At 60.7% G+C, this 19,993-nt stretch carries 16 protein-coding genes; 6 read left to right on the top strand and 10 right to left on the bottom strand.

What is annotated here, in order from left to right; translation table 11 throughout:
• Nucleotides 1-483 precede the first annotated feature (483 nt).
• The 8 genes from ACMYUN_RS13650 to ACMYUN_RS13685 all read right to left on the bottom strand — a co-directional run bounded on the left by ACMYUN_RS13650 (nucleotide 484) and on the right by ACMYUN_RS13685 (nucleotide 9,287).
• A complete protein-coding gene (locus ACMYUN_RS13650; protein ID WP_039756381.1) occupies nucleotides 484-1,281 on the bottom strand; it encodes a MetQ/NlpA family ABC transporter substrate-binding protein in 798 nt (265 codons plus the stop codon).
• A gap of 167 nt (nucleotides 1,282-1,448) precedes the next feature.
• Nucleotides 1,449-2,381 carry a sigma 54-interacting transcriptional regulator gene (locus ACMYUN_RS13655; RefSeq protein WP_415760876.1) on the bottom strand — a complete coding sequence of 311 codons (933 nt, stop codon included), beginning with the start codon at nucleotides 2,379-2,381 and terminating at the stop codon, nucleotides 1,449-1,451.
• A 51-nt stretch (nucleotides 2,382-2,432) separates the two neighbouring features.
• Entirely contained in the window at nucleotides 2,433-3,014 is a 582-nt protein-coding gene (locus ACMYUN_RS13660; protein WP_007918704.1) for an alpha/beta hydrolase, read from the bottom strand.
• Between the two features lie 288 nt (nucleotides 3,015-3,302).
• Nucleotides 3,303-3,704: an ExbD/TolR family protein gene (locus ACMYUN_RS13665; protein WP_007972930.1), complete on the bottom strand. Its 402-nt coding sequence runs from the start codon at nucleotides 3,702-3,704 to the stop codon at nucleotides 3,303-3,305.
• 1 nt (nucleotide 3,705) lies between these two features.
• Nucleotides 3,706-4,431 carry a MotA/TolQ/ExbB proton channel family protein gene (locus ACMYUN_RS13670; protein WP_129998361.1) on the bottom strand — a complete coding sequence of 242 codons (726 nt, stop codon included), beginning with the start codon at nucleotides 4,429-4,431 and terminating at the stop codon, nucleotides 3,706-3,708.
• A 45-nt stretch (nucleotides 4,432-4,476) separates the two neighbouring features.
• The gene (locus tag ACMYUN_RS13675; protein WP_415760877.1) at nucleotides 4,477-5,286 is read right to left on the bottom strand and encodes an energy transducer TonB; all 810 of its coding nucleotides are present in this window, start codon (nucleotides 5,284-5,286) and stop codon (nucleotides 4,477-4,479) included.
• A 273-nt stretch (nucleotides 5,287-5,559) separates the two neighbouring features.
• Nucleotides 5,560-6,903, bottom strand: a complete 1,344-nt coding sequence (locus tag ACMYUN_RS13680) for an aryl-sulfate sulfotransferase (protein ID WP_039756375.1) — start codon at nucleotides 6,901-6,903, stop codon at nucleotides 5,560-5,562.
• 23 nt (nucleotides 6,904-6,926) lie between these two features.
• Nucleotides 6,927-9,287, bottom strand: coding sequence for a TonB-dependent receptor (locus tag ACMYUN_RS13685; RefSeq protein ID WP_415760878.1), 2,361 nt, complete (start codon nucleotides 9,285-9,287; stop codon nucleotides 6,927-6,929).
• A 165-nt stretch (nucleotides 9,288-9,452) separates the two neighbouring features.
• Here ACMYUN_RS13685 and ACMYUN_RS13690 point away from each other — a divergent pair, with 165 nt between their 5' ends.
• Both ACMYUN_RS13690 and ACMYUN_RS13695 read left to right on the top strand, forming a co-directional pair.
• A complete protein-coding gene (locus ACMYUN_RS13690) occupies nucleotides 9,453-10,397 on the top strand; it encodes a LysR family transcriptional regulator (protein ID WP_129998364.1) in 945 nt (314 codons plus the stop codon).
• A 178-nt stretch (nucleotides 10,398-10,575) separates the two neighbouring features.
• The gene (locus ACMYUN_RS13695) at nucleotides 10,576-12,192 is read left to right on the top strand and encodes an alkaline phosphatase family protein (RefSeq protein ID WP_415760879.1); all 1,617 of its coding nucleotides are present in this window, start codon (nucleotides 10,576-10,578) and stop codon (nucleotides 12,190-12,192) included.
• Nucleotides 12,193-12,346: 154 nt separating this feature from the next.
• Here the strand turns inward: ACMYUN_RS13695 and ACMYUN_RS13700 are convergent, their stop codons facing one another.
• Entirely contained in the window at nucleotides 12,347-13,267 is a 921-nt protein-coding gene (locus tag ACMYUN_RS13700; RefSeq protein WP_039756365.1) for a TauD/TfdA dioxygenase family protein, read from the bottom strand.
• 182 nt (nucleotides 13,268-13,449) lie between these two features.
• Here ACMYUN_RS13700 and ACMYUN_RS13705 point away from each other — a divergent pair, with 182 nt between their 5' ends.
• Nucleotides 13,450-14,370 (top strand): LysR family transcriptional regulator, encoded by a 921-nt coding sequence (locus ACMYUN_RS13705; RefSeq protein ID WP_415760880.1) that lies wholly within the window; start codon nucleotides 13,450-13,452, stop codon nucleotides 14,368-14,370.
• 100 nt (nucleotides 14,371-14,470) lie between these two features.
• Here ACMYUN_RS13705 and ACMYUN_RS13710 read toward each other — a convergent pair whose 3' ends face one another.
• Nucleotides 14,471-15,484 (bottom strand): ABC transporter substrate-binding protein, encoded by a 1,014-nt coding sequence (locus tag ACMYUN_RS13710; RefSeq protein WP_415760881.1) that lies wholly within the window; start codon nucleotides 15,482-15,484, stop codon nucleotides 14,471-14,473.
• A 396-nt stretch (nucleotides 15,485-15,880) separates the two neighbouring features.
• On the opposite strand from ACMYUN_RS13710, the gene ACMYUN_RS13715 reads away from it, so the two are divergent.
• Genes ACMYUN_RS13715 through ACMYUN_RS13725 form a run of 3 tightly spaced genes read left to right on the top strand, consistent with a single transcriptional unit; the run spans nucleotide 15,881 to nucleotide 19,916 of the window.
• Nucleotides 15,881-17,479 (top strand): ABC transporter permease, encoded by a 1,599-nt coding sequence (locus ACMYUN_RS13715; RefSeq protein WP_415760882.1) that lies wholly within the window; start codon nucleotides 15,881-15,883, stop codon nucleotides 17,477-17,479.
• Complete coding sequence (locus ACMYUN_RS13720; RefSeq protein WP_415760883.1) at nucleotides 17,476-18,291, top strand: ABC transporter ATP-binding protein; 816 nt, start codon at nucleotides 17,476-17,478, stop codon at nucleotides 18,289-18,291. Before ACMYUN_RS13715 ends, ACMYUN_RS13720 begins: the two co-directional genes overlap by 4 nt.
• Nucleotides 18,292-18,305: 14 nt before the next feature.
• Nucleotides 18,306-19,916 carry an arylsulfatase gene (locus ACMYUN_RS13725; protein WP_415760884.1) on the top strand — a complete coding sequence of 537 codons (1,611 nt, stop codon included), beginning with the start codon at nucleotides 18,306-18,308 and terminating at the stop codon, nucleotides 19,914-19,916.
• Nucleotides 19,917-19,993: the final 77 nt, after the last annotated feature.

The following is a 19,993-nucleotide window of genomic DNA, read 5'->3' on the forward strand; positions in this document are numbered from 1 at the left end:
GTTAAAGCATATTGATATCACCCAAAAAACTATCCTGTGGGTTTGCCGGGAAGGAATAAGACGGCTATTTTTCTTTGCGCTGTAGGACGGATCTTTTTTTCACGAAAGACCTCCAAGGAACCGCAGCTTTTGGCCAGACTCTCCGGCCCATTCATCACAAGGAAGAAAGACATGGACGTAAAACTGCCGCAGCGGCTGGATCCGCAGGACATCGTGAAATTGCTCAGGGCGTTGCGCCGGGCGTTGAAAGCGCAGGTGGCCTGAGGTAACGGCAAGATTGATGGTTCCCACGCTCCGCGTGGGAATGCAGCCCGGGACGCTCCGCGTCCCATTAAGGGCCGAACGCGGAGCGTCCGATGAGGCATTCCCACGCAGAGCGTGGGAACGATCTTTTCAACGGCTTGAAACGCACGCACAAAAACGCCGATGCCCATCACTGGCCATCGGCGTTTTTACCTTTGAAGCAGGTTCACTCAAGTCAGATCAGAATGCCGGCAGCACCGCGCCGCTGTACTTCTTCTCGATGAACGCTTTGACTTCCGGGCTGGTCAGGGCCTTGGCCAGTTTCTGGATCGCGTCGCTGTTCTTGTTGTCCTCACGGGCCACCAGGAAGTTCACGTACGGCGAGTCGGCGCCTTCGATCACCAGCGCATCCTTGGTCGGGTTCAGCTTGGCTTCCAGCGCGTAGTTGGTGTTGATCATGTCCAGATCAACTTCTTTCAGCACGCGCGGCAGCAGGGCCGATTCCAGTTCCTTGAACTTGAAGTTGTGCGGGTTCTTGGCGATGTCTTTCGGCGTTGCCAGAGCGTTCTTCGGATCTTTCAGTTCGATCAGGCCGGCCTTTTGCAGCAGGATCAGGGCGCGGCCGCTGTTGCTGCCTTCGTTGGGGATGGCGATGGTCGCGCCGTCCGGCAGTTCAGCCAGAGTCTTGTACTTGCTCGAGTAGCCACCGAACGGTTCAACGTGAACGCCCTGCACGGTCACCAGATACTTCGCCTTGTCGTCCTTGTATTTACCCTGGTTGAAGCTGTCCAGATACGGCTTGGTCTGGAAGTAGTTGGCGTCCAGACGCTTCTCGCCAACCTGTACGTTCGGCTGCACGTAGTCGGTGAAGACTTTGATTTCCAGATCCACGCCTTCTTTGGCCAGGGTCGGCTTGATCAGCTCGAGGATTTCGGCGTGAGGCACCGGCGTTGCGGCAACCACCAGTTTCTCGCCGGCGTTGGCGAAAGAAGCCGTGAGCGCAGCCGCCAATGCGGTAAACAACAGAACCTTTTTCATGCAGTGTCCTTATCGAAAATCACGGTCGTCATCGACGACGGCATTAATACGTGTGCCAGTGAAGTGATATCGCTGGCGTGAGGCGGACAATACCCGGATTTTTTATTCCCGGACAATAACGTTTATTCAGCTTCATATTCCATTTTGTTCATGTTGAGGAAAACGGCTCACACCGCCTCGCTCAACTGAATCAGCCATTCTTTCAATGCCTTACGCTCTGCACCGCTGCCGCCGATGTGCGTCTGCCTTACCAGACGTTCGATCTGAACCTGCGGCGCAGACGCGTCGGGCAGGTTCAGGTGTTCCGGCAGAATCTCGTCACCGGTGCTGACCAGCAGGGCGAAGTGAATGACGTTTTCCAGCTCGCGGGTGTTGCCAGGCCAGCTGTGCTGTTCGAGTACATGCTGCGCGGCTTCGCTGATCAGCGGCACGGGCAGGTCGAGACGCTGGCTGTAGATGCCAAGGAAATACTCGGCCAGCGAGAGGATGTCGCCGGTGCGCGCGCGCAACGCCGGCAACTCCAGATGACCCTCGCTGAGGTAGTGATAGAGCCGCTCGTGGAATTTTCCGGCATCCACGGCCTGGGCCAGATCAATACTGGTTGCGGCGACCAGGCGCACATCCACCGGGCTTGGCTGATGCGCTCCGACACGGGTGACTTCGTGGTTTTCCAGCGCGGCGAGCAATTTGATCTGGATCGGCAGCGGCAGGTCGCCGATCTCATCCAGGTACAAGGTGCCGCCGTTGGCCGAACCGAACCAGCCGGCGCGGCTGCTGGCCGAACCGCTGTAGCTGCCGGCGGCGTAGCCGAACAGTTCGGCGTCGGCGTAGGTCGGGCTGATCGCGCCGCAGTTCACCGAAACGAACAGACCGCTGCGGTCACTGGCGCGATGGATATGCCGGGCGAGCAGCTCTTTACCGGTGCCCGTCTCACCGCGAATCAACACTGAAATCGAACGCGGTGCCAGTTGCTCGAGTTCTTCGCGCAATTGCCGTGAACGCGGATCGACAAATACCAGCGCCTTGGCGCGAATGCTCAGGGGGCTTTTTTCCGCATCGGGAAAGGTCAGCAAGGGCTGACCGAAAGTTTCGAAACTCATGGCAGGCTCCCGCCCAAAACCGCCAGCCGACGGGGGCGTTGAATAAAAAGGTCAGGCGCGACGGCGGGCGTGGTGTTCCAAGCGGTTTTGCAGGCGATAGAGGTAGGCAAACCCCTGCTCCCAGCGCTGATGCCCGGACTTGACGTTGATGTGCCCGGCCCCGGCAAGAATCCCCGCCTCCGCGCCCCAGTTGCGCGCCAGTTCCAATGCGCGCGGCGCGCTGACGGCGGCGTCGTTGTCGGAACTGACCACTTGACTGGGGAATGGCAACAGATCCGTCGGAATCGGTGCGAAGTTGCGCAGTGCCGGCGCGCAGGCAGGACGCTCGACGTCGGCCGGCGCGACCAGCAACGCCCCGCGCACCTGACGCAGGTATTGCAGCGGCGCAGTTGCCGCCCAGTGAGCAACGGTGATGCAGCCCAGGCTGTGAGCGATGAGGATCACCGGTGTGCTGTCGGCGGCAATCGCTTCGGCGAGCGCGGCGACCCAGTCCTCACGGCGCGGCGTCAGCCAATCGGCCTGCTCGACCCGCGCGCTGTTCGGCAGGCTGTTCTGCCAATGGCTTTGCCAATGATCTTCTGGCGATCCCTGCCAGCCCGGCACAATCAGGTAACGGATTGATTCATTGCGCATGGGGAAGCTCTCCTGCGGCGTGTCTGTTCCGGGTCGAGTATAAGGATGAGAGTTATATTCGTTAAGGAATAAGAAGCTATTTATTAATACCCATAATGCATATGAGGCGCGAATCCTGTGGGAGCGAGCCTGCTCGCGAATGCGGTGCATCAGTCGACGCTGATGTTGTGGAGAATGCCGCCTTCGCGAGCAGGCTCGCTCCCACATTGGAGAGTGTCGTGGGCAAAAAACGAATAAAAAAAGGGCCGCACCCTGCCAAGGAGACGGCCCCGGAAAAACGAAAATCTGTCACCGCGCGGTGATCACCGACAATTTGGTAATCCCTGCCCGTTCGATCGAAGCCATGGCTCGCGCCACTTCGCCGTAATTCACCCCGTCATCGGCCTGCAATTGCACGCGCACTTCCGGGTCCTTGGCCTTGGCCGACTTGAGGTTGAATTCCAGCAAGTCCGGCTGAATCTCGTCCTTGTTGATAAACAGCTTGCCGGCGCCGTCGATGCTCACCACCAGTGGATCCTTCTGCTCGACCGGCGCCACCGCTTCAGTCTTCGGCAGGTTGATCGGTATCGCATTGGTCAGCAGCGGCGCGGTGACGATAAACACCACCAGCAGCACCAGCATCACATCCACCAGCGGCGTCACGTTGATCTCGCTGAGCACCTCATCCGTGTCTTGCGTGGAGAAGGCCATATCAGGACGCCTCCTTCACTTTTGCTGCGTTGCCGGGCGCTGCCACCTTGTGCGCGGTCGGGTGGATCAGCACGCGGAACGCGCTCTTCTGCGCCAGGCTGTAAAAGTCGTGGGCAAAATCGTCGAGATCCGCCGCCGTCAGTTTCAGACGGCGCAAAAAGTAGTTGTAAACCAGCACCGCCGGCACCGCGACGGCGATCCCCACGCCAGTCGCGACGAGTGCCGCACCGATCGGGCCGGCCACTGTCTCCAGGCTTGCCGAACCGGCAGCGCTGATGCCTTTCAAGGCCTCCATGATTCCCCATACCGTGCCGAACAGACCAATGAACGGCGAGGTGCTGCCGATACTCGCGACAACCGCCAGACCGGTTTCCAGCGAACGCCGTTCGCGGACGATCTGCTGGCGCAAGGCACGCTCAAGGCGATCCTGATGATTGATCGCCTGGCTCAGATCGTTGGCCTGCGGCGCCTCGCCCACCTGGATCGCCGCGTAACCGGCCTGCGCCACCCGCGCTGCGGCGCCGGGCTGGGTTTCGCTCAACTCGGCGGCGGCATCCAGGCTCGACGCCGCCCAGAAGCGTTTATGAAAGCGCCGATCCTGCGCCTTCAAACGACCGAACTGCACGGCCTTGAGCAACGCCAGGCCCCAGGTGGCGACGGAAAAAACCACCAGCAGCCAGATCACCGCGCTTTCGATGGATTCCAGTGGAGATGCCAGTAACGTCATGATGTGTTCCCTCGTGTAAACATTTCGCGCGAATTTGGTTTCGGTTTAATGAATCTTGAAATCGATAGGCACGCTGACCCAGCCGTCCTGGGCGACATCACCCTGCTTGGCCGGGACGAAGCTCCAGCGCTTCACAGCGTTGAGCGCGGCGTCGTCGAGCTGCTGGCGGCCACTGCTTTTGGCAATCTGAATCTCGCCCGGTTTGCCGCTGGCCAACACATGCACGCGCAACAACACCGTGCCTTCCCAACCGCGACGCTGAGCCAGCGACGGATATTCCGGAGCCGGGTTTTTCAGATACGCAGCGTTAGCTGAAGCCGGCGTAACGGGCGCCGGTGCTGGTGGCGCAGGAGGCGCTGGCGCGGCGACCGGGGCTGCCGGTTTCGCTGGCGCAGGCGGTTGCTCTACTGCCTTCGGCGCCGGTTTGGGCGGCGGTTTCACCACTGGTTTGGGTTTGGCGATCGGCTTGGGCGGCGGCGGTTTTACCGCCAATTCCTCTTCCACCGGCGCTGGCGGTTCGACCACCGGTGCCGGTGGTGGCGGCGCAACAACCGGCGGCGCTGGCGGAGCCGGACGCGAAAACTCGATGGTCATCGGCGGAATTTCCGGCGGCACGACCGGCAGCACCGGCGTCGGTTTCTGGCTGACCCAGTAAATCACCGCGCCATGCACCAACAGCGCGAGCACACCGAGCAGAAGGGTTTCGCGCCGACTCAGAATACCCTTGGGCGCTCGCTGCAAACGCAACTGCCCCAACGGCACCCGGTGCGGCCGGCCAAGATCGACCAGTTCGCCACTCGGCGTATGCCGCCACAGCAAATCCCCTGCGCTGGCGGCGGTCTGGACATTGCCCATTGTTCAACTCCCTGCGGTCTCTTTCGTTCTACAAGCCAAAGCGATCAACCCGCCCTTCTTGAAGCCCCCACGGCGTAGTCGATGGGGTTAATCATTGGGCTTGCACGCTTATCACTGAAAGTAATCTTTGACGTTATGCATAGGCCTTCAAGGAATAAGCAAATCGCCCGTTTTCACCGAAGCCGCGCGCCACAAGGGCTGCAGCGATCGACGAAAAATCGCATGCTTTTACGGCATGAAAAGTATTCGTTCACGGCATTCATCCGCGCTCGGTTAACGACTGGCATTGGTTTGCTGGACGCCTACGGCAGGCGCGATCACTGCAGTTTCCGAGCGCGGCGTACCGGCCGGCACCCAGTCGTAGCTCACCGGCAGCGCTCGGTACACCCAATTGCTGATCGCGTCCCCACCCGGCGCTTTGCCCAGATACGGACTGACGTATTCCCAAACGTTTTCACCGTTGGCGGTTACCTGGAAAAACCGCCCGTTCATGCCTTCGTCGATCAAGGTGTTGCCGTTGGGCAAACGCCGCGCGCTGCTGATGAACGAGCTGTAGAACGCCCAGCCTGGCTGCTTCGAATTGGCCGCGCTGTACTGCCAGACGATCTGGTTTTTCTGCGGGTCGATTTCCAGCACCCGTGAACCGGATATCAAGCCAAGGGTGACGTTCGGATAGCCCGCCGAACCCTGGTTATCGAACACCAGCAGATTGCCGGCGCCAGGCAGTCCGGCGGGGATGATGTGTGCGTCGTGCTGACCGACGAACTGATCGACCGGGCGCGGCAGTTTCTGCGCGGTTTTCGGATTGATCAGCGGCAGGTTCGGCCCCAGCCGCCAGACCACTTTGCCGCTGGTTTTATCGATGATGGCGATGAAGTTGGCGTTGCGTGAATCGATCAACAGATTGTCCGGGCTGAAGCGCTTGTCACCGGCGTCGAACCACTTGTTCGGCCCAACCAGACTGAGATTGTTGATGTGCAGGTAATCCGGGTTGTCACTGGCGCGCACCAGTTTCAACTGCTCGGCGCTGAAGCCGAATTCGCCCAGATGTTCCGAGGCCAGCCACTGCCATTTCACTGCGCCGTCGGGGCTGACTTCGTAGATCACATCGTCGATGACTTCGGGCGCCTTGAAGCCGTTGACCTTGTGCACCTTGTTCGCCAGCACCACGGTGTTGCCATTGCTCAAGCGACGCTGATCGTGATGCTGCTGCGCCGCGCCATCGGGCGCTTTGTCGCCCCACTGCCAGACGACTTTGCCGTCCCAGTCGAGTTCGCCGACGCTCTGATTGCCCAGGCCATTGCCTGCCGAGCCGAGCTTGCCGGGATCCTTGTCACTCAATTGCAGCAGTACGTGGCCGCGTTTACCGCCGACCAATTGCGGGTCGATGATGGCTGAAGGGAAACCGGCCTGCGCCCAGGCTTTCACTTCGTTGCCGTTCATGTCGATCAGGTGCGTCCGCTTGTCGGCGCCGCTGAAGATCACGTACTGGTTGAACGCCCTGTCCGGGTCATAACGAGTGACGCCGGTCGGGTACACGCTGGGCGCGGCGAAGGCGCTGCTGCTCAGGACTGCGCCGGATAACAGCAGAGGTAAAGCGCTTTTGATGGGCAACATGGTGCAGCTCCTTGAAAGCTCAATCAGAAGTCGTAGCGACCGGTAACGCCGAGGGTCCGTGGCGTGCCGAGCAGGCCTTCATAGCCGCCGTTGCCGCCGGTCCACAAGGTCGTGTAGTAGGTCTTGTCGAAGGCGTTCTTCAGCCACAGCGAGACATCCCACTGGCCCTGATTGAAATCGCCGCGCAGGCCAGTGGAGAGGTTGACCACCGCGTAACTGGGGATCTGCCCATAATCGGAATCCTCCACCGTGCCTACCGCTTTTGAGCGGAACGCATAGCTGCCGGTGACGTAGGGTTCGAAGCCGTTAGCCAGATTCCATTTGTATTCGCCGTTGGCGTTGCCGATCCATTTCGACGCGCCGACGACTTGATGGCCGCTGAGGTCGCAGGAGGCCGGTGCGCCTGGGGCCTGGCTGACTTCCGGCGGGCACGGCGCATCCTTGTACGAGAGGTAGCTGACATCGTTGTACGAGCCGTTGAAGTTCAGCGTCAGGCCACGCAGCGGCACCACGGTGCTTTCGAACTCGATGCCGCGCGAGCGCACGGAACCGGCGTTGGTCAGGTATTGCACGCGGTTGGCGGCGTCATAGGCGTTGGTCTGGTAGGCGTTGACCTGGGTCCAGAACACGTTGGCGTTGAGTTGCAGGCGGCGGTCCCAAAGGGTGCTTTTGAAACCGAGTTCGGCGTTGTTCGCTCGCTCGGTGCCGATCAATAGCGAGTCGGCGCCAGCGGTAGGCGCTGAGCCGACCGCGAGGTTGACCCCGCCGGATTTTTCGCCGTGGGACAGCGTGGCGTAACCGAGCACGTCATCGGTGATTCGATAGCTCAGGTTGAGCAGTCCGGAGGGGCTGGAGCTGTACTGATTCAAGTCTCCGGAATCGTAGGCGCCGGCACGCCCGCGGCGCGCAGTGGCTGCCGCGCCCGCCACGGCCACACCGCCGAGCGGCGCGTTGCGGCTGACCGAGGCGTTTTTCTCTTCGTAGGTGCCACGCACCCCGGCGGTGAAATCCAGACGCTCGCTGAGGTGCCAGGTGCCTTGGGCAAACAGGGCGAAACTGTCGGTCTTGATATGGCCCTTGCCGACGCTGGTGACGTTGGCCAGGGCCCCGGCCGGCGTGCCGTTCCAGATGTCCGCTTGCGGGCCGTAATAGGCGAAGGATTTGTTGTCCAGGTCCGAGCCGAAATAGTAGGCACCGACCACGTAATCGAAGAACTCGCCCTTGGGCGAGGCCAGGCGAAATTCCTGCGAGTACTGTTTGTCTTCCACCGACACGCCGGCGTTGTAACTGGCCGGCACGTTGAGGCCGTCGTCGTTGCGCGGGGTGAAATTCCAGAAGCGGTACGAGCTGACCGACGTCAGGGTAAAGTCGCTCGGCAACGTCCAATTGGCCTCCACCGAAGTGCCGCCCTGATGCACGGTTACGTGTTGGTCGTTGTCGAGATTGACCTTGCGGTGCCGACCGTTGACCAGCGTCGCCCCGGCCGCGCTGGCCCGCGATTCATACAGATTGACGCCGTTGATGGTCGGCCCGGTGTTGTAGAGCACGCGGGTGCCGGCGCTGGAATCTTCTTCGTTGTAATCGCCGATCCAGCGCAGACTGAAATCTTCATTGGGCTTGAACAACAGCTGCGCGCGAAAGCCCTCGCGCGAACCACCGTTGAGGTCGTGGCCGTCGTATTCGTTCTTGATGTCGCCGTCGCTGCGCGTGCGATAAGCGGAAAAGCGCCCGGCCAGTTGGTCATTGAGCGGCCCGGAAATCGTGCCCTTGGTCTGGAAGTAACCGTCCTCGCCGACCGAGGTTTCGATGCTGCGCTCCGGCGTGAATGACGGTGCGCGGGTACTGATGTTGATGACCCCGGCGGTGGTGTTCTTGCCGAACAGCGTGCCCTGCGGCCCACGCAGGACTTCGAGCTGCTCGATGTCCATCAGATCGAACACCGCCATCCCCGGACGGCCCAGATAAACGTTGTCGATGTACAGGCCAACGCTGCCTTCCAGGCCATCACTGGCCGGGTTGTTGCCCAGGCCACGGATGGACACGCTGGACTGGCGCGCATGCATATAGGCGACGTTGACGCTGGGCACCAGTTGCTGCAAATCCTGAATCCGATAGACCCGCTGCGTCTCCAGATTCTGCCCGCTGACCACGCTCATTGGCGTCGGCACATCTTGCGAGCTTTCTTCGCGGCGGCGGGTGGTGACGGTCACGGTTTCCAGCTGCGAACCATTGGCCGCCGCTGTGCCTGCGGGGACAGGCGGAGGGGTTTCGGCTTCGGCGGCATAGCCGTGAGTCCAGCTGGCGCTGCCTGCCAGCAACAGCGCCAAAGGCAGGCGTTTGAGCCGTCGGGGAGATGGGGGTAACGCGAGATTCAACGGACTCATGGCGCGGCTCCTGGTTAAAAAACACACAGACATCTTCACTGCTGCATATTCTTTTCAGTTATTTATTTATGGATTTACAAATATTTACTGCATAAGAGATTGCCTTTATAAGGAGTCGACCTAATGCATATCCAATGCATTTCCCGGATATTTTTTATGTGAAAAATGCATATCGACTTGCGCCAATTGCGTCACTTCATCGCTCTGGTTGAGCAACGCAGCTTCGTCGCCGGCGCGCAGGCGGTGAACCTGTCGCAGTCGGCGTTCAGCCGCAGCATCCAAGCCCTGGAACACAGCGTCGGCTGCCAGTTGGTCGATCGTGGACGCAAGGAATTGCCGCCGACCAAACAGGGCCAGGTGCTGCTCGAACATGCGCGGCGCCTGGTCAGCGGTGCGCAGCAGATGGCTAATGAGATCAGCCAGTTCAATGGCCTCGAAGCCGGGGAATTACGCTTTGGTTGCGGGCCGGCGCCAGCCGCCGGATTGATCCCGCGCGCGATCGGCGCCTTCATTGGTCGCTACCCGAAAGCGCGGGTGCAGTTTCAGGTCGATGACTGGCAGAGCCTGAGCAAACGCCTGCTCAGCGAAGAGTTCGAATTCTTCGTCGCCGATACCAGGCAATTCGAGGCGGATCCGGATTACCAGACCCACCGCCTGCGAGCGCGCAAATGGCATTTCTGCTGCCGCGCCGGGCATCCGTTGACGGCGTTCGCACGCATCACCGCTGAGCAGTTGCTGAGTTATCCACTGGCGGTCAGCATCCGTCCGCCGAACCTGCGCAAGGTCATCGTCGACCTCAGCGGTCGTCCGGATTTCACCCCGAATGTGGAATGCGAAAACGGCTCGAGTCTGTTGAGTGTGGTGTTGCGCTCGGAGGCGATCGGAATTGTCGGCGCGTATTCCGATGCGCTGCATCTGGCCAAGGGTGAGCTGGTCTGTTTGAAGATCGAAGGCCTGGCCGATGATCTGGAGGAGCTGTACACCCGCTATGGCATTGTCAGCCGCGCCGGGTATCGGTTGTCGCCACTGGCCGAAGCGATGATCGAGCAGATCAAGGCGATTGATGCGCTGGATGAAGAGGTGTGTTCGCTGGAGAATTTTGCTGTCTGAGCTGGCCCCTTCGCGAGCAGGCTCGCTCCCACAGGAATACGCATTTCAAATGTGGGAGCGAGCCTGCTCGCGAAGAGGCTGATGCAATCCCTGCATGATCTTCATTCCCCAAATGCACTTGCCGAACCCCCCTACCGACAGCGAAAACCCTCACCTGTCCCACTGACCGGTGAACCCCATGCCTACCCCATCCAACCCCGTGCGCAACGTGTTGTACATCATGTGCGATCAACTGCGCCGCGATTACCTGTCCTGCTACGGACACCCGCATCTGCACACGCCAAACATCGATCGCCTCGCTGCCCAAGGCGTGCGTTTCAGCCGCGCCTACACCCAAGGCACGATCTGCGGCCCATCGCGAATGTCGGCCTACACCGGGCGCTATGTCAGCAGCCATCAAGTGGCCTGGAACGCCGTGCCGTTGCCGCTGGATGAATTGACGATCGGCGATTACCTGCGACCTCACGGCATCCGCACCGCGCTGGTCGGCAAGACCCATGCGACGGCCAATGTCGACGCCTTGCAGCGCCTGGCGATCAACCCGGAAAGCGCGCAAACCGAGTTGCTCAATGAGGTCGGCTTCGAACCGTACCTGCGCCACGACGGTATCTACCCCGACGATCCGTCATTCGACGACAAGCGCGAATCCGCGCCCTATACCCAATACCTGCGCGCGCAGGGCTTCGATGGCAAGAATCCCTGGCACGACTGGGCGAATGCCGCCGAAGGCGAGAACGGTGAAATCCTCAGCGGCTGGAAAATGCGTCATGCGAATTTGCCAGCACGAATTCCCGAGCAACACTCAGAGACTGTCTACACTACAAATCGCGCCATCGACTTCATCGCTGAGCAAGGCGAGAAACCCTGGTGTTTACACCTCTCGTACATCAAACCCCACTGGCCCTACATCGTACCGGCGCCATACCACGCTTTGTACAGTACGAAATCGATCCTGAAACCGGTCCGCGCGACGCCCTCTGAGGCCAGCAAACACCCCGTATACACTGCCTTTCGTCAACATGAGGAAAGCCTCAACTTCGCCCGCGATTCAGTACGGTTGAATGTAATCCCCACCTACATGGGCCTGATCAGGCAAGTGGATGATCAGTTGGGGCGGCTGTTCGATTTTCTGCAGGGCAATGGGCGTTGGGATGACACGCTGATTATGTTCACCAGCGATCACGGCGACTTCCTTGGCGATCATTGGCTGGGCGAGAAGGAGTTTTTGCTCGAGCAGGCGGTAGGCGTGCCGTTGATCGTGCGCGATCCTCGAGCGGCGGCGGATGTCACGCGTGGCACTGTCGATGATCGACTGGCGGAAACCATCGATGCATTGCCGACGTTTCTTCAAGCGCTTGGATTACCGAGTGCGGAACATCGACTGGAAGGACGCTCATTGATCCCGTTGCTGCACGGGGAAACTCCCGATTGGCGCCGCTATGCAATCAGCGAATACGACTACGCCTTTCAGGCCCCGGCGCGTGAACGACTGGGCCAGCCGATCGACCGTTGCCGCATGACCATGGTGCGTAGCGAGCGCTGGAAATACCTGGCGTACGACGACTTTCGACCGCAGCTGTTTGATCTGTTGAATGATCCGCAGGAGCTGAATGACCTGGGTGACGACCCGACGTACGCAGCGGTGCGCGAGGAGCATGCGGGGTATCTGTTTGAATGGGTACGCGGACTGAAGCGGCGGACCACGATCAGCCATGAGGAGATCGATTCGCGCGGGCAGCGGTTTCGTTATGGAGAGCCGGAGACCGAGAAGGTCGTTCAGATCGGAGTGTGGTAGCTGTGATCAAATGATCGTTCCCAAGCTCCGCGTGGGAATGCAGCCCGGGACGCTCCGCGTCCCAAAACCGGACGCAGAGCGTCCGTTGAGGCATTCCCACGCAGAGCGTGGGAACGATCAATGTGGGAGCGAGCCTGCTCGCGAAGAGGCCCGGTCAGACGCCGACGATATCAGAACCTTTGATGGTCTGACTCCGCTGCCCACTCACCCCCACCGGCACTTCGCCTTTGAGCGTCACCCGGCGCACCACCCGATCCTGGGTGCCGTAATCATCAATCGCGTAATGCTGCGTCGAGCGGTTGTCCCAGATCGCCACATCACCGGCCTGCCAGCGCCAGCGCACGGTGTTTTCCTGGCGGATCACATGGCTCTGCAGCAAGCCGAACAGGTGCGCCGAATCCGCCTGCGAATAACCCTTGATGCGTTTGACGAAATGCCCCAGCAGCAAGCTTTTCTCGCCGCTGATCGGGTGCACGCGCACCACCGGATGCTCGGTCTCGTAAACGGTCGAGGTGAAGACTTTGCGGTAGCGCTCCAGCTTCTCTGCCGAGACGTCCGGCTTCGCACCGGCGTAGTCGTACTCGTTGCTGTGCACCGCGGTGAGTTTGTCGGCGAGTTCACGCAGCTCGCTCGGCAAGCCGCTGTATGCCGTTGCGGTATTGGCCCAGAGCGTATCGCCGCCGAAGGCCGGGGCGACCACCGAGCGCAGGATCGAGGCTTTTGGGTACGCGTCGACGAAAGTCACGTCGGTGTGCCAGGAGTTGGCGCGCTGACCTTCGGCTCCGTCCAGCTCGAGCAGGTAACGGGTGCCTTCGCGCGATGGCACGGTCGGGTGCGCCACCGGCTCGCCGAGCAGATGGGCGAAGGCTTCCTGACGCTGATCGTCGAGCTGCGTCTGCTCGCGGAAGAACAGCACTTTGTATTCGACCAAGGCTTGCTGGATCGCTTCGACCGTGGCGGCGTCCAGCTCACCGGACAGGTGCACGCCGCGGATTTCGGCGCCGATACGACCGGCTACCGGGTGAATTTCCAGCGCGTGAGAAACAGGTTTTACGGCAAGTGCGGCATTGCTCATGGGAAGACCCTCATCGACGGTTTGCGGTTTTGGCGGCAGCGAAACAACGCTCTATATATATTCCATTTACATCTAACAGATTTTCACATGCTTCGTTGACGGAATAAGAGCTTGCATTTAAAACCTCAAACAACCCTCGTCGCAAATGCCTTCGAGCTATTTTTAGGATGCCGGAAAAGCATATGGATCTTCGCCAGTTGCGCTACTTCATCGCCCTCAACGAACACCGAAGTTTTGTCCGTGCGGCCGACGCCATGGGCATCACTCAACCGGCGTTCAGCCGCAGTATTCAGGGGCTGGAGCAGGAGTTCGGTTGCGTGTTGGTTGATCGCGGCAACAAGGATCTGCGCCCGACGCCCGAGGGCCAAGTGGTGCTGCAACATGCCTTGAGCCTGGTGCAGGGCGCAGCGTTGCTCAACGCTGAAGTGACGCAAATGACCAAGCTCGACGCCGGCGAAGTGCACTTCGGCTGCGGGCCGGCGCCGGCGGTGAAACTGGTGCCGGACGCGGTGGCGCAATTCATCAATGCGCACCCGAAAGTGCGCACCTGTTTCCAGGTGGATAACTGGGAAAAACTCAGCCGCGCGCTGAGCCGCGAAGAGATCGAATTCTTCATCGCCGACATCCGCCATTTCGAGTCCGATCCGAATTTCCAGACGCAACCGCTGACGCCCAAGCGCGGGGTATTTTTCTGCCGGCCAGGGCATCCGTTGCTGGCCAAGGAAAGCCTGTCGACCAACGACATGTTCGACTACCCGCTGGCCGCCACACTGATCCCGCCGGGCATTCGCAAGCTGCTGGCGAACCTCAGCGGGCGCATCGATTTTTCGCCGACCATCGAGACCGAGCACTTTCCGGCGCTGGTCAAAGTGGTGCTGCAATCCAACGCGATCGGCGTCGGCACGGAGGAAGCGTTTGTCGAGGATGTCGCCAAGGGTTCGCTCGCGCTGCTGCACTGGCGCAACCTGCCGCAGAACCTTGAAAGCATGAACGCCCGCTGCGGCATCGTCAGCCGTACCGGGTTTCGGCTGTCGCCGGCGGCGAGGGCCATGATCGAGACGTTGGTCGCGGTGGATCGGCAGGACGTCAGCGTCGCAGTCTGAACCTTTTCGTGAGCAGGCTCGCTCCCACATTTGGATATGAACCCGGTTCCAGTGTGGGAGCGAGCCTGCTCGCGAAGCGGTCAGTGCAGACGCTGGAGGTCTAAAGCCTGGCAGCAGAAAGCTCTGGCGCCACCCAATCACTGACCTTGAACGGCTTGCGAATCAGCTTCTGCTGCGCCGCCAGGTCGACCTTGTCCTGCAGGCCGCTCAAGAACACCGGGTCCAGCGTCGACGGGAAAATTTCGCTCAAATTCTGATCCTTCAGATCCTGAGCAAGAATCACCGGCGGATAACTGGCCAGCCCCGACACCAACTGCACATAGGCTTCTTTGTTGCTGTCCTGAGTCAGCCACTCGACTGCTTGCTGCTGTGCCTTAAGCAGTTTCGCAATGACCTCAGGATGGGCGTCGACAAATTTGCCATTACCCAGCAACACCGCCTGCACGCTGCCAGCGCCGCCGAGGCCCTTGGTGTTGAGCGGCAACTCCGCCAGGCCTTTGGCTTGCAAGGCACTCAGCGCGGAGCTGCCCCACGAGGCATCGATCTGCTTGGCCGCGAGTGCCGAGACTGCTGCGTTGAAGTCCAGGTTGATGACCTTCACGTCCTTCTCGCTGAGGCCCTGACTGGCCAGCGCCGCATCGAACGACAGCTGCGTCGCCGTACCGCGGAAGATCGCCACACGCTTGCCCTTGAGATCCTGCAGGGTCTTGATCCCCGAGCCCGGCACCACGCCGAGGTATTGCTTGACCCCGCGCGCCGTAGCGCTGAGCAGGCGCGTGTCCAGACCGTTGGACTTGCCAATGATCGCGGCGAGGTCGCCGAGATAGGCCAGATCGACCTGGCCATTGGCAAACGCCTCGTTGATCACCGGCCCGGCGCCCTTGAAGAAACTCCACTGGATCTTGATGCCCTGCTCGGCGAAGGCCTTCTCAAAGATCTGCTGATCGCGAAGCACATCGACGATGCCGCCGCCGCTGTGTTGAGTGCCGGCGCTGAGGTCGGGCACGGCGATGCGGATTTCCTTGAGCTCCTCGGCTTGGGCGCTGAGCGTGAGAAAGCCTGCAAGCGCCGGGGCGGCCAGCAGGCTGATGATTCGTTTGAAGGGAAGGTTCATGGGCACGGCTCCTTGATCGCTGAGGAGCCGAAAGTAGGCTGAATGCGCACCTTCACTTAAATACTATAAATTCACATTTTTATATCCATATGAACTAAGCGAGCGTGCGTGCGGCTTGCAGCGCTATATGCATTAACAGCATCGAAAATATTCTTCGAATGCATTGGATGCGCGTAAGCAGGCAAGCCTTAAATGGATTCGCTTATCTCCCGATAGCCACTAACCCAGTCTTGTTAGATCAGTTTCATATATGACGAAACCCAATATGGGAGCGAGCCTGCTCGCGAAGAGGCCATGCCAGCCGCCATCAATGCTGACTGAAACAGCCATTTCGCGAGCAGGCTCGCTCCCACATGAAAAGCGGTTCGCCATGCAACCCGACAACGGAGGTCACCCATGGCCCGTCAATCTCTGCTCAGCCTGCCGCTGGCCGCGCCGCCGCTGAAAAGCCGCCGCTCCTGGCCAAGTCTGAACCAACGTCTGCTGCCCTGGTTATTGCCCGTCAGCCTGTTCGTCCTATGGTGGCTGGCCGCGCGCAATCAGTGGATGAGCGAGCAGATCCTGCCGGCGCCATCACTGGTGTGGAGCAGCGCTGTGGAACTGGCGCAAGGCGAGTTGTGGAGTCATATGTGGATCAGCCTGCAACGGTTGTTCTGGGGCTTGTTGGCAGGCGTTTCGACCGGTGCGGTGCTTGGCGCCGCGCTGGGTTTCAGCCGACGTCTGGAGCGCCTGGTTTTTCCGACATTCGCCGGGTTGGCGCAGGTGCCGACGCTGGCGTGGATTCCGCTGTTCATGGTGTTCTTCGGCATCGGTGAAGTGCTGAAACTGGTGGTACTGATCAAGGCCATTGTGGTGCCGGTGACTTTGCACACACTGGTCGGCGTGCGCGATGCGCAACCGAAACTGCGCGAAGCCGCCGCCGTGTTGCGCCTGCCGCCGCGTCTGTTGATTCGGCGCCTGGTGCTTCCCGCTGCGCTGCCGGCGTTCATGGCCGGTGTACGGCTGGCCCTGGCCGCTGGCTGGACCTCGTTGCTGGCGGTCGAGCTGCTGGCCTCCAGTGAAGGCATCGGTTACCTGATGGTCTGGGCGCGACAGTTGTTCATGCTCGACATCGTGTTCGTGTGCATTGTGGTCATCGGTCTGATCGGCGTGGCGATGGATCGCGGCATTGGTCTGCTCGACCGCAAACTGGTGCACTGGCCGCACCCGGCCACCGCACACATTACTCGCGGCCCGCGCTATCAGGGCTGGCAGCGCCTGCAACCGTGGCTGCTGCCGCTGGGCTTGTTGGCGCTTTGGCAAATGGCCAATGATCAGCAATGGGTCGACGCGAATATTCTGGTCAGCCCGGCGGCTGTGCTGAGCACGGCATGGGATGGACTGCTCGACGGCACGCTGGTCCACGGCATGGCGCTGAGCCTGAGCCGCACCCTCGGCGGCTTGCTGATCGGTGGCGGCCTCGGCTTCGCCTTGGGCCTGCTGCTCGGCCTGTCGCGTCTCAGTGAGCGGTTGCTCGGCCCGACACTCGCCGCATTGCGGCAGATTGCGATTTTCGCCTGGGTTCCGCTGCTCACCGCGTGGTTCGGTCTCGGCGAACTGGCCAAGTGGGTGTTCGTCGCCCTCGCCGCATTCTTCCCGCTGTTCATTGCTACCCAGCGCAGCGTCGCCAACCTGTCGCCGCAACTCAACGAAGCCGCGCAAGTGCTGCGCCTGCGCCTCGGCCAGCGCCTGCGTCGACTGGCGCTACCGGGCGCTGCGCCGGGGATTTTCGCCGGGCTGCGATTGAGCCTCATCTACGCCTGGCTCGGCACCATCGGCGCTGAATATTTCATGCCGTCCAATGGCGGCATCGGCAGTCAGATGATCGGCGCGCAGCAGCTGCTGCGCATGGATCTGATCATGGCCGGCATGCTGCTGGTCGGCCTCACCGGCGCCCTGCTCAACCTGATCGGCCAACGCCTGGAAATTCGCGCGACCCGCTGGAGACACGCATGAACGCACCGATTGTCAGCTTCAATCACGTAGGCAAATCCTTCGCCGTCAAGGGCTTCGAACTGGAGGCGATTCGCGAATTCAACCTCGACATCGCCGAGGGCGAATTCGTCGCCATCGTCGGATCCAGCGGCTGCGGCAAATCCACTTTGCTGCGTTTGCTGGTCGGCCTCGACACCGAGTTTCGCGGGCACATCAGTGTCGATGGCAAGGCCGTCAGCGGCATCGGCGGCGAGCGCGGTATCGTCTTTCAGGAACATCGTCTGTTTCCGTGGCTGACAGTCGCCGACAACATCGGCCTGGGCCTGGTCAATGAACCGCTGAGCGGAGCGCAGAAACAACAGCGCATCAAGGATTTCATCGAGCTGGTCGGCCTCAGCGATTTCACCGAGGCCTATCCGCATCAGCTTTCTGGCGGCATGGCGCAGCGCGTGGCAATTGCTCGTGGCCTCGTCGCCAGTCCGCGAATCCTGCTGCTCGACGAACCTTTCGGTGCCCTCGACGCACTGACCCGCCAGCAAATGCAGGACGAGCTGTTGGCAATCCGAGAACGGGCAAAGATCACCACGATTCTGGTCACCCATGATGTCGAGGAAGCGATTTTTCTCGCTGACCGCGTGGTGGTGATGGAGCCGCGTCCGGGGCGGATCAAGCAAGTGGTCGACATCGCCCTGCCGCACCCGCGCCAGCGCAGCAGTTACGACTTCCATCAGCTGCGTGAAGAACTGCTGCACGAGTTGACCAGTGACGACCATTACCAACCGAGCGCAGCGGTGCAGATCCGCGATCTGCCGCTGACGTTCATTGCCTGCTGAACAGGAGTTTCGCGATGCCGCAACGTTCCAACTTTCTGGTGATACTGGCCGACGACCTAGGCTTTTCCGACATCGGTGCGTTCGGCGGCGAAATCGCCACGCCGAACCTCGATGCGCTGGCCAACAACGGCCTGCGCCTGACCGATTTCCACACCGCACCGACCTGCTCGCCGACGCGTTCGATGCTGCTGACCGGCACCGATCACCACATCGCCGGCATCGGCACCATGGCCGAAGCATTGACCCCGGAACTGATCGGCAAACCCGGATACGAGGGCTACCTCAACGACCGCGTCGTCGCTCTGCCCGAGCTGCTGCGCGAGGCCGGTTACCAAACCTTGATGAGCGGCAAATGGCATCTCGGCCTGAAGGCCGAACTGGCGCCCCATGCGCGTGGTTTCGAGCGTTCGTTTTCACTGTTGCCGGGCGCTGCCAACCACTATGGTTTCGAGCCGACCTACGATGAGCAAACACCGGGCCTGCTGAAATCCACCCCGGCGCTGTACATCGAGGACGATCAGTTTGTTGACAAGTTGCCGAAAGATTTCTACTCCTCCGACGCGTTCGGCGACAAGCTGCTGCAGTACCTCAAGGAACGCGATCAGACCCGGCCGTTCTTCGCTTACCTGCCCTTCTCCGCGCCGCACTGGCCGCTGCAGGCACCGGCCGGGATCGTCGCGAAGTACCGTGGCCGCTATGACGCCGGGCCCGAGGTGCTGCGCCTCGAACGCCTGGAAAAGCTCAAGGCGCTGGGCCTGATCGAAGCAGACGTCGAGCCGCATCCACTAATACAACTCAGCACACAATGGGACGCGTTGAGCGATGAACAAAAGCAAATTTCCGCACGCGCCATGGAGGTCTACGCGGCGATGGTCGAGCGCATGGACTGGAACATCGGCCGGGTCGTCGATTACCTGCGCCAGCAGGGCCAGCTCGACAACACGTTCATCCTGTTCATGTCCGACAACGGTGCCGAAGGCGCGCTGCTGGAAGCGTTCCCCAAGTTCGGCCCGGAGCTGATGACCTACCTCAACCAGCATTACGACAACAGTCTCGACAACATCGGCCGGGCCAATTCCTACGTCTGGTACGGGCCGAATTGGGCGCAAGTGGCGACCGCGCCGTCGCGCTTGTTCAAGGCATTCACCACCGAGGGCGGGATTCGCGTGCCGGCCCTGCTGCACTATCCGCAATTGCCGCTCAAAGGGCAGATCAGCCATGGTTTCGGCACAGTGATGGACATCACCCCGACCATTCTCGATCTGGCTGGCGTGCGGCATCCGGGCAAACAGTGGAAAGGCAAAGCCGTGGCGCCACTGCGCGGTAAATCATGGCTGGGCTTTTTGTCCGGCGAGACCGCGCAGGTGCATGACCAGCATACGGTCACCGGTTGGGAATTGTTCGGACGTCGGGCGATTCGTCAGGGGTCGTGGAAAGCGGTGTGGATCCCCGGGCCGGTGGGGCCAGCGACCTGGCAACTTTATGATCTGGCGAATGATCCGGGGGAGATTCATGATCTGGCGTTGAGTCAGCCGCAGAAACTCACTGACTTGATCGGGCATTGGCAGCGGTATGTGGAAGAGACCGGAGTGATCCTCAGTGCTTCGCCGTTTCAGCCGGATTGATAGGGTCTGACAGATCGTATTCGCGAGCAGGCTCGCTCCCACAGGAAACCGGATTCCAACTGTGGGAGCGAGCCTGC

This window comes from Pseudomonas sp. CP4 (assembly GCF_047758505.1).
Classification (GTDB): Bacteria; Pseudomonadota; Gammaproteobacteria; order Pseudomonadales; family Pseudomonadaceae; genus Aquipseudomonas; species Aquipseudomonas fluorescens_AO.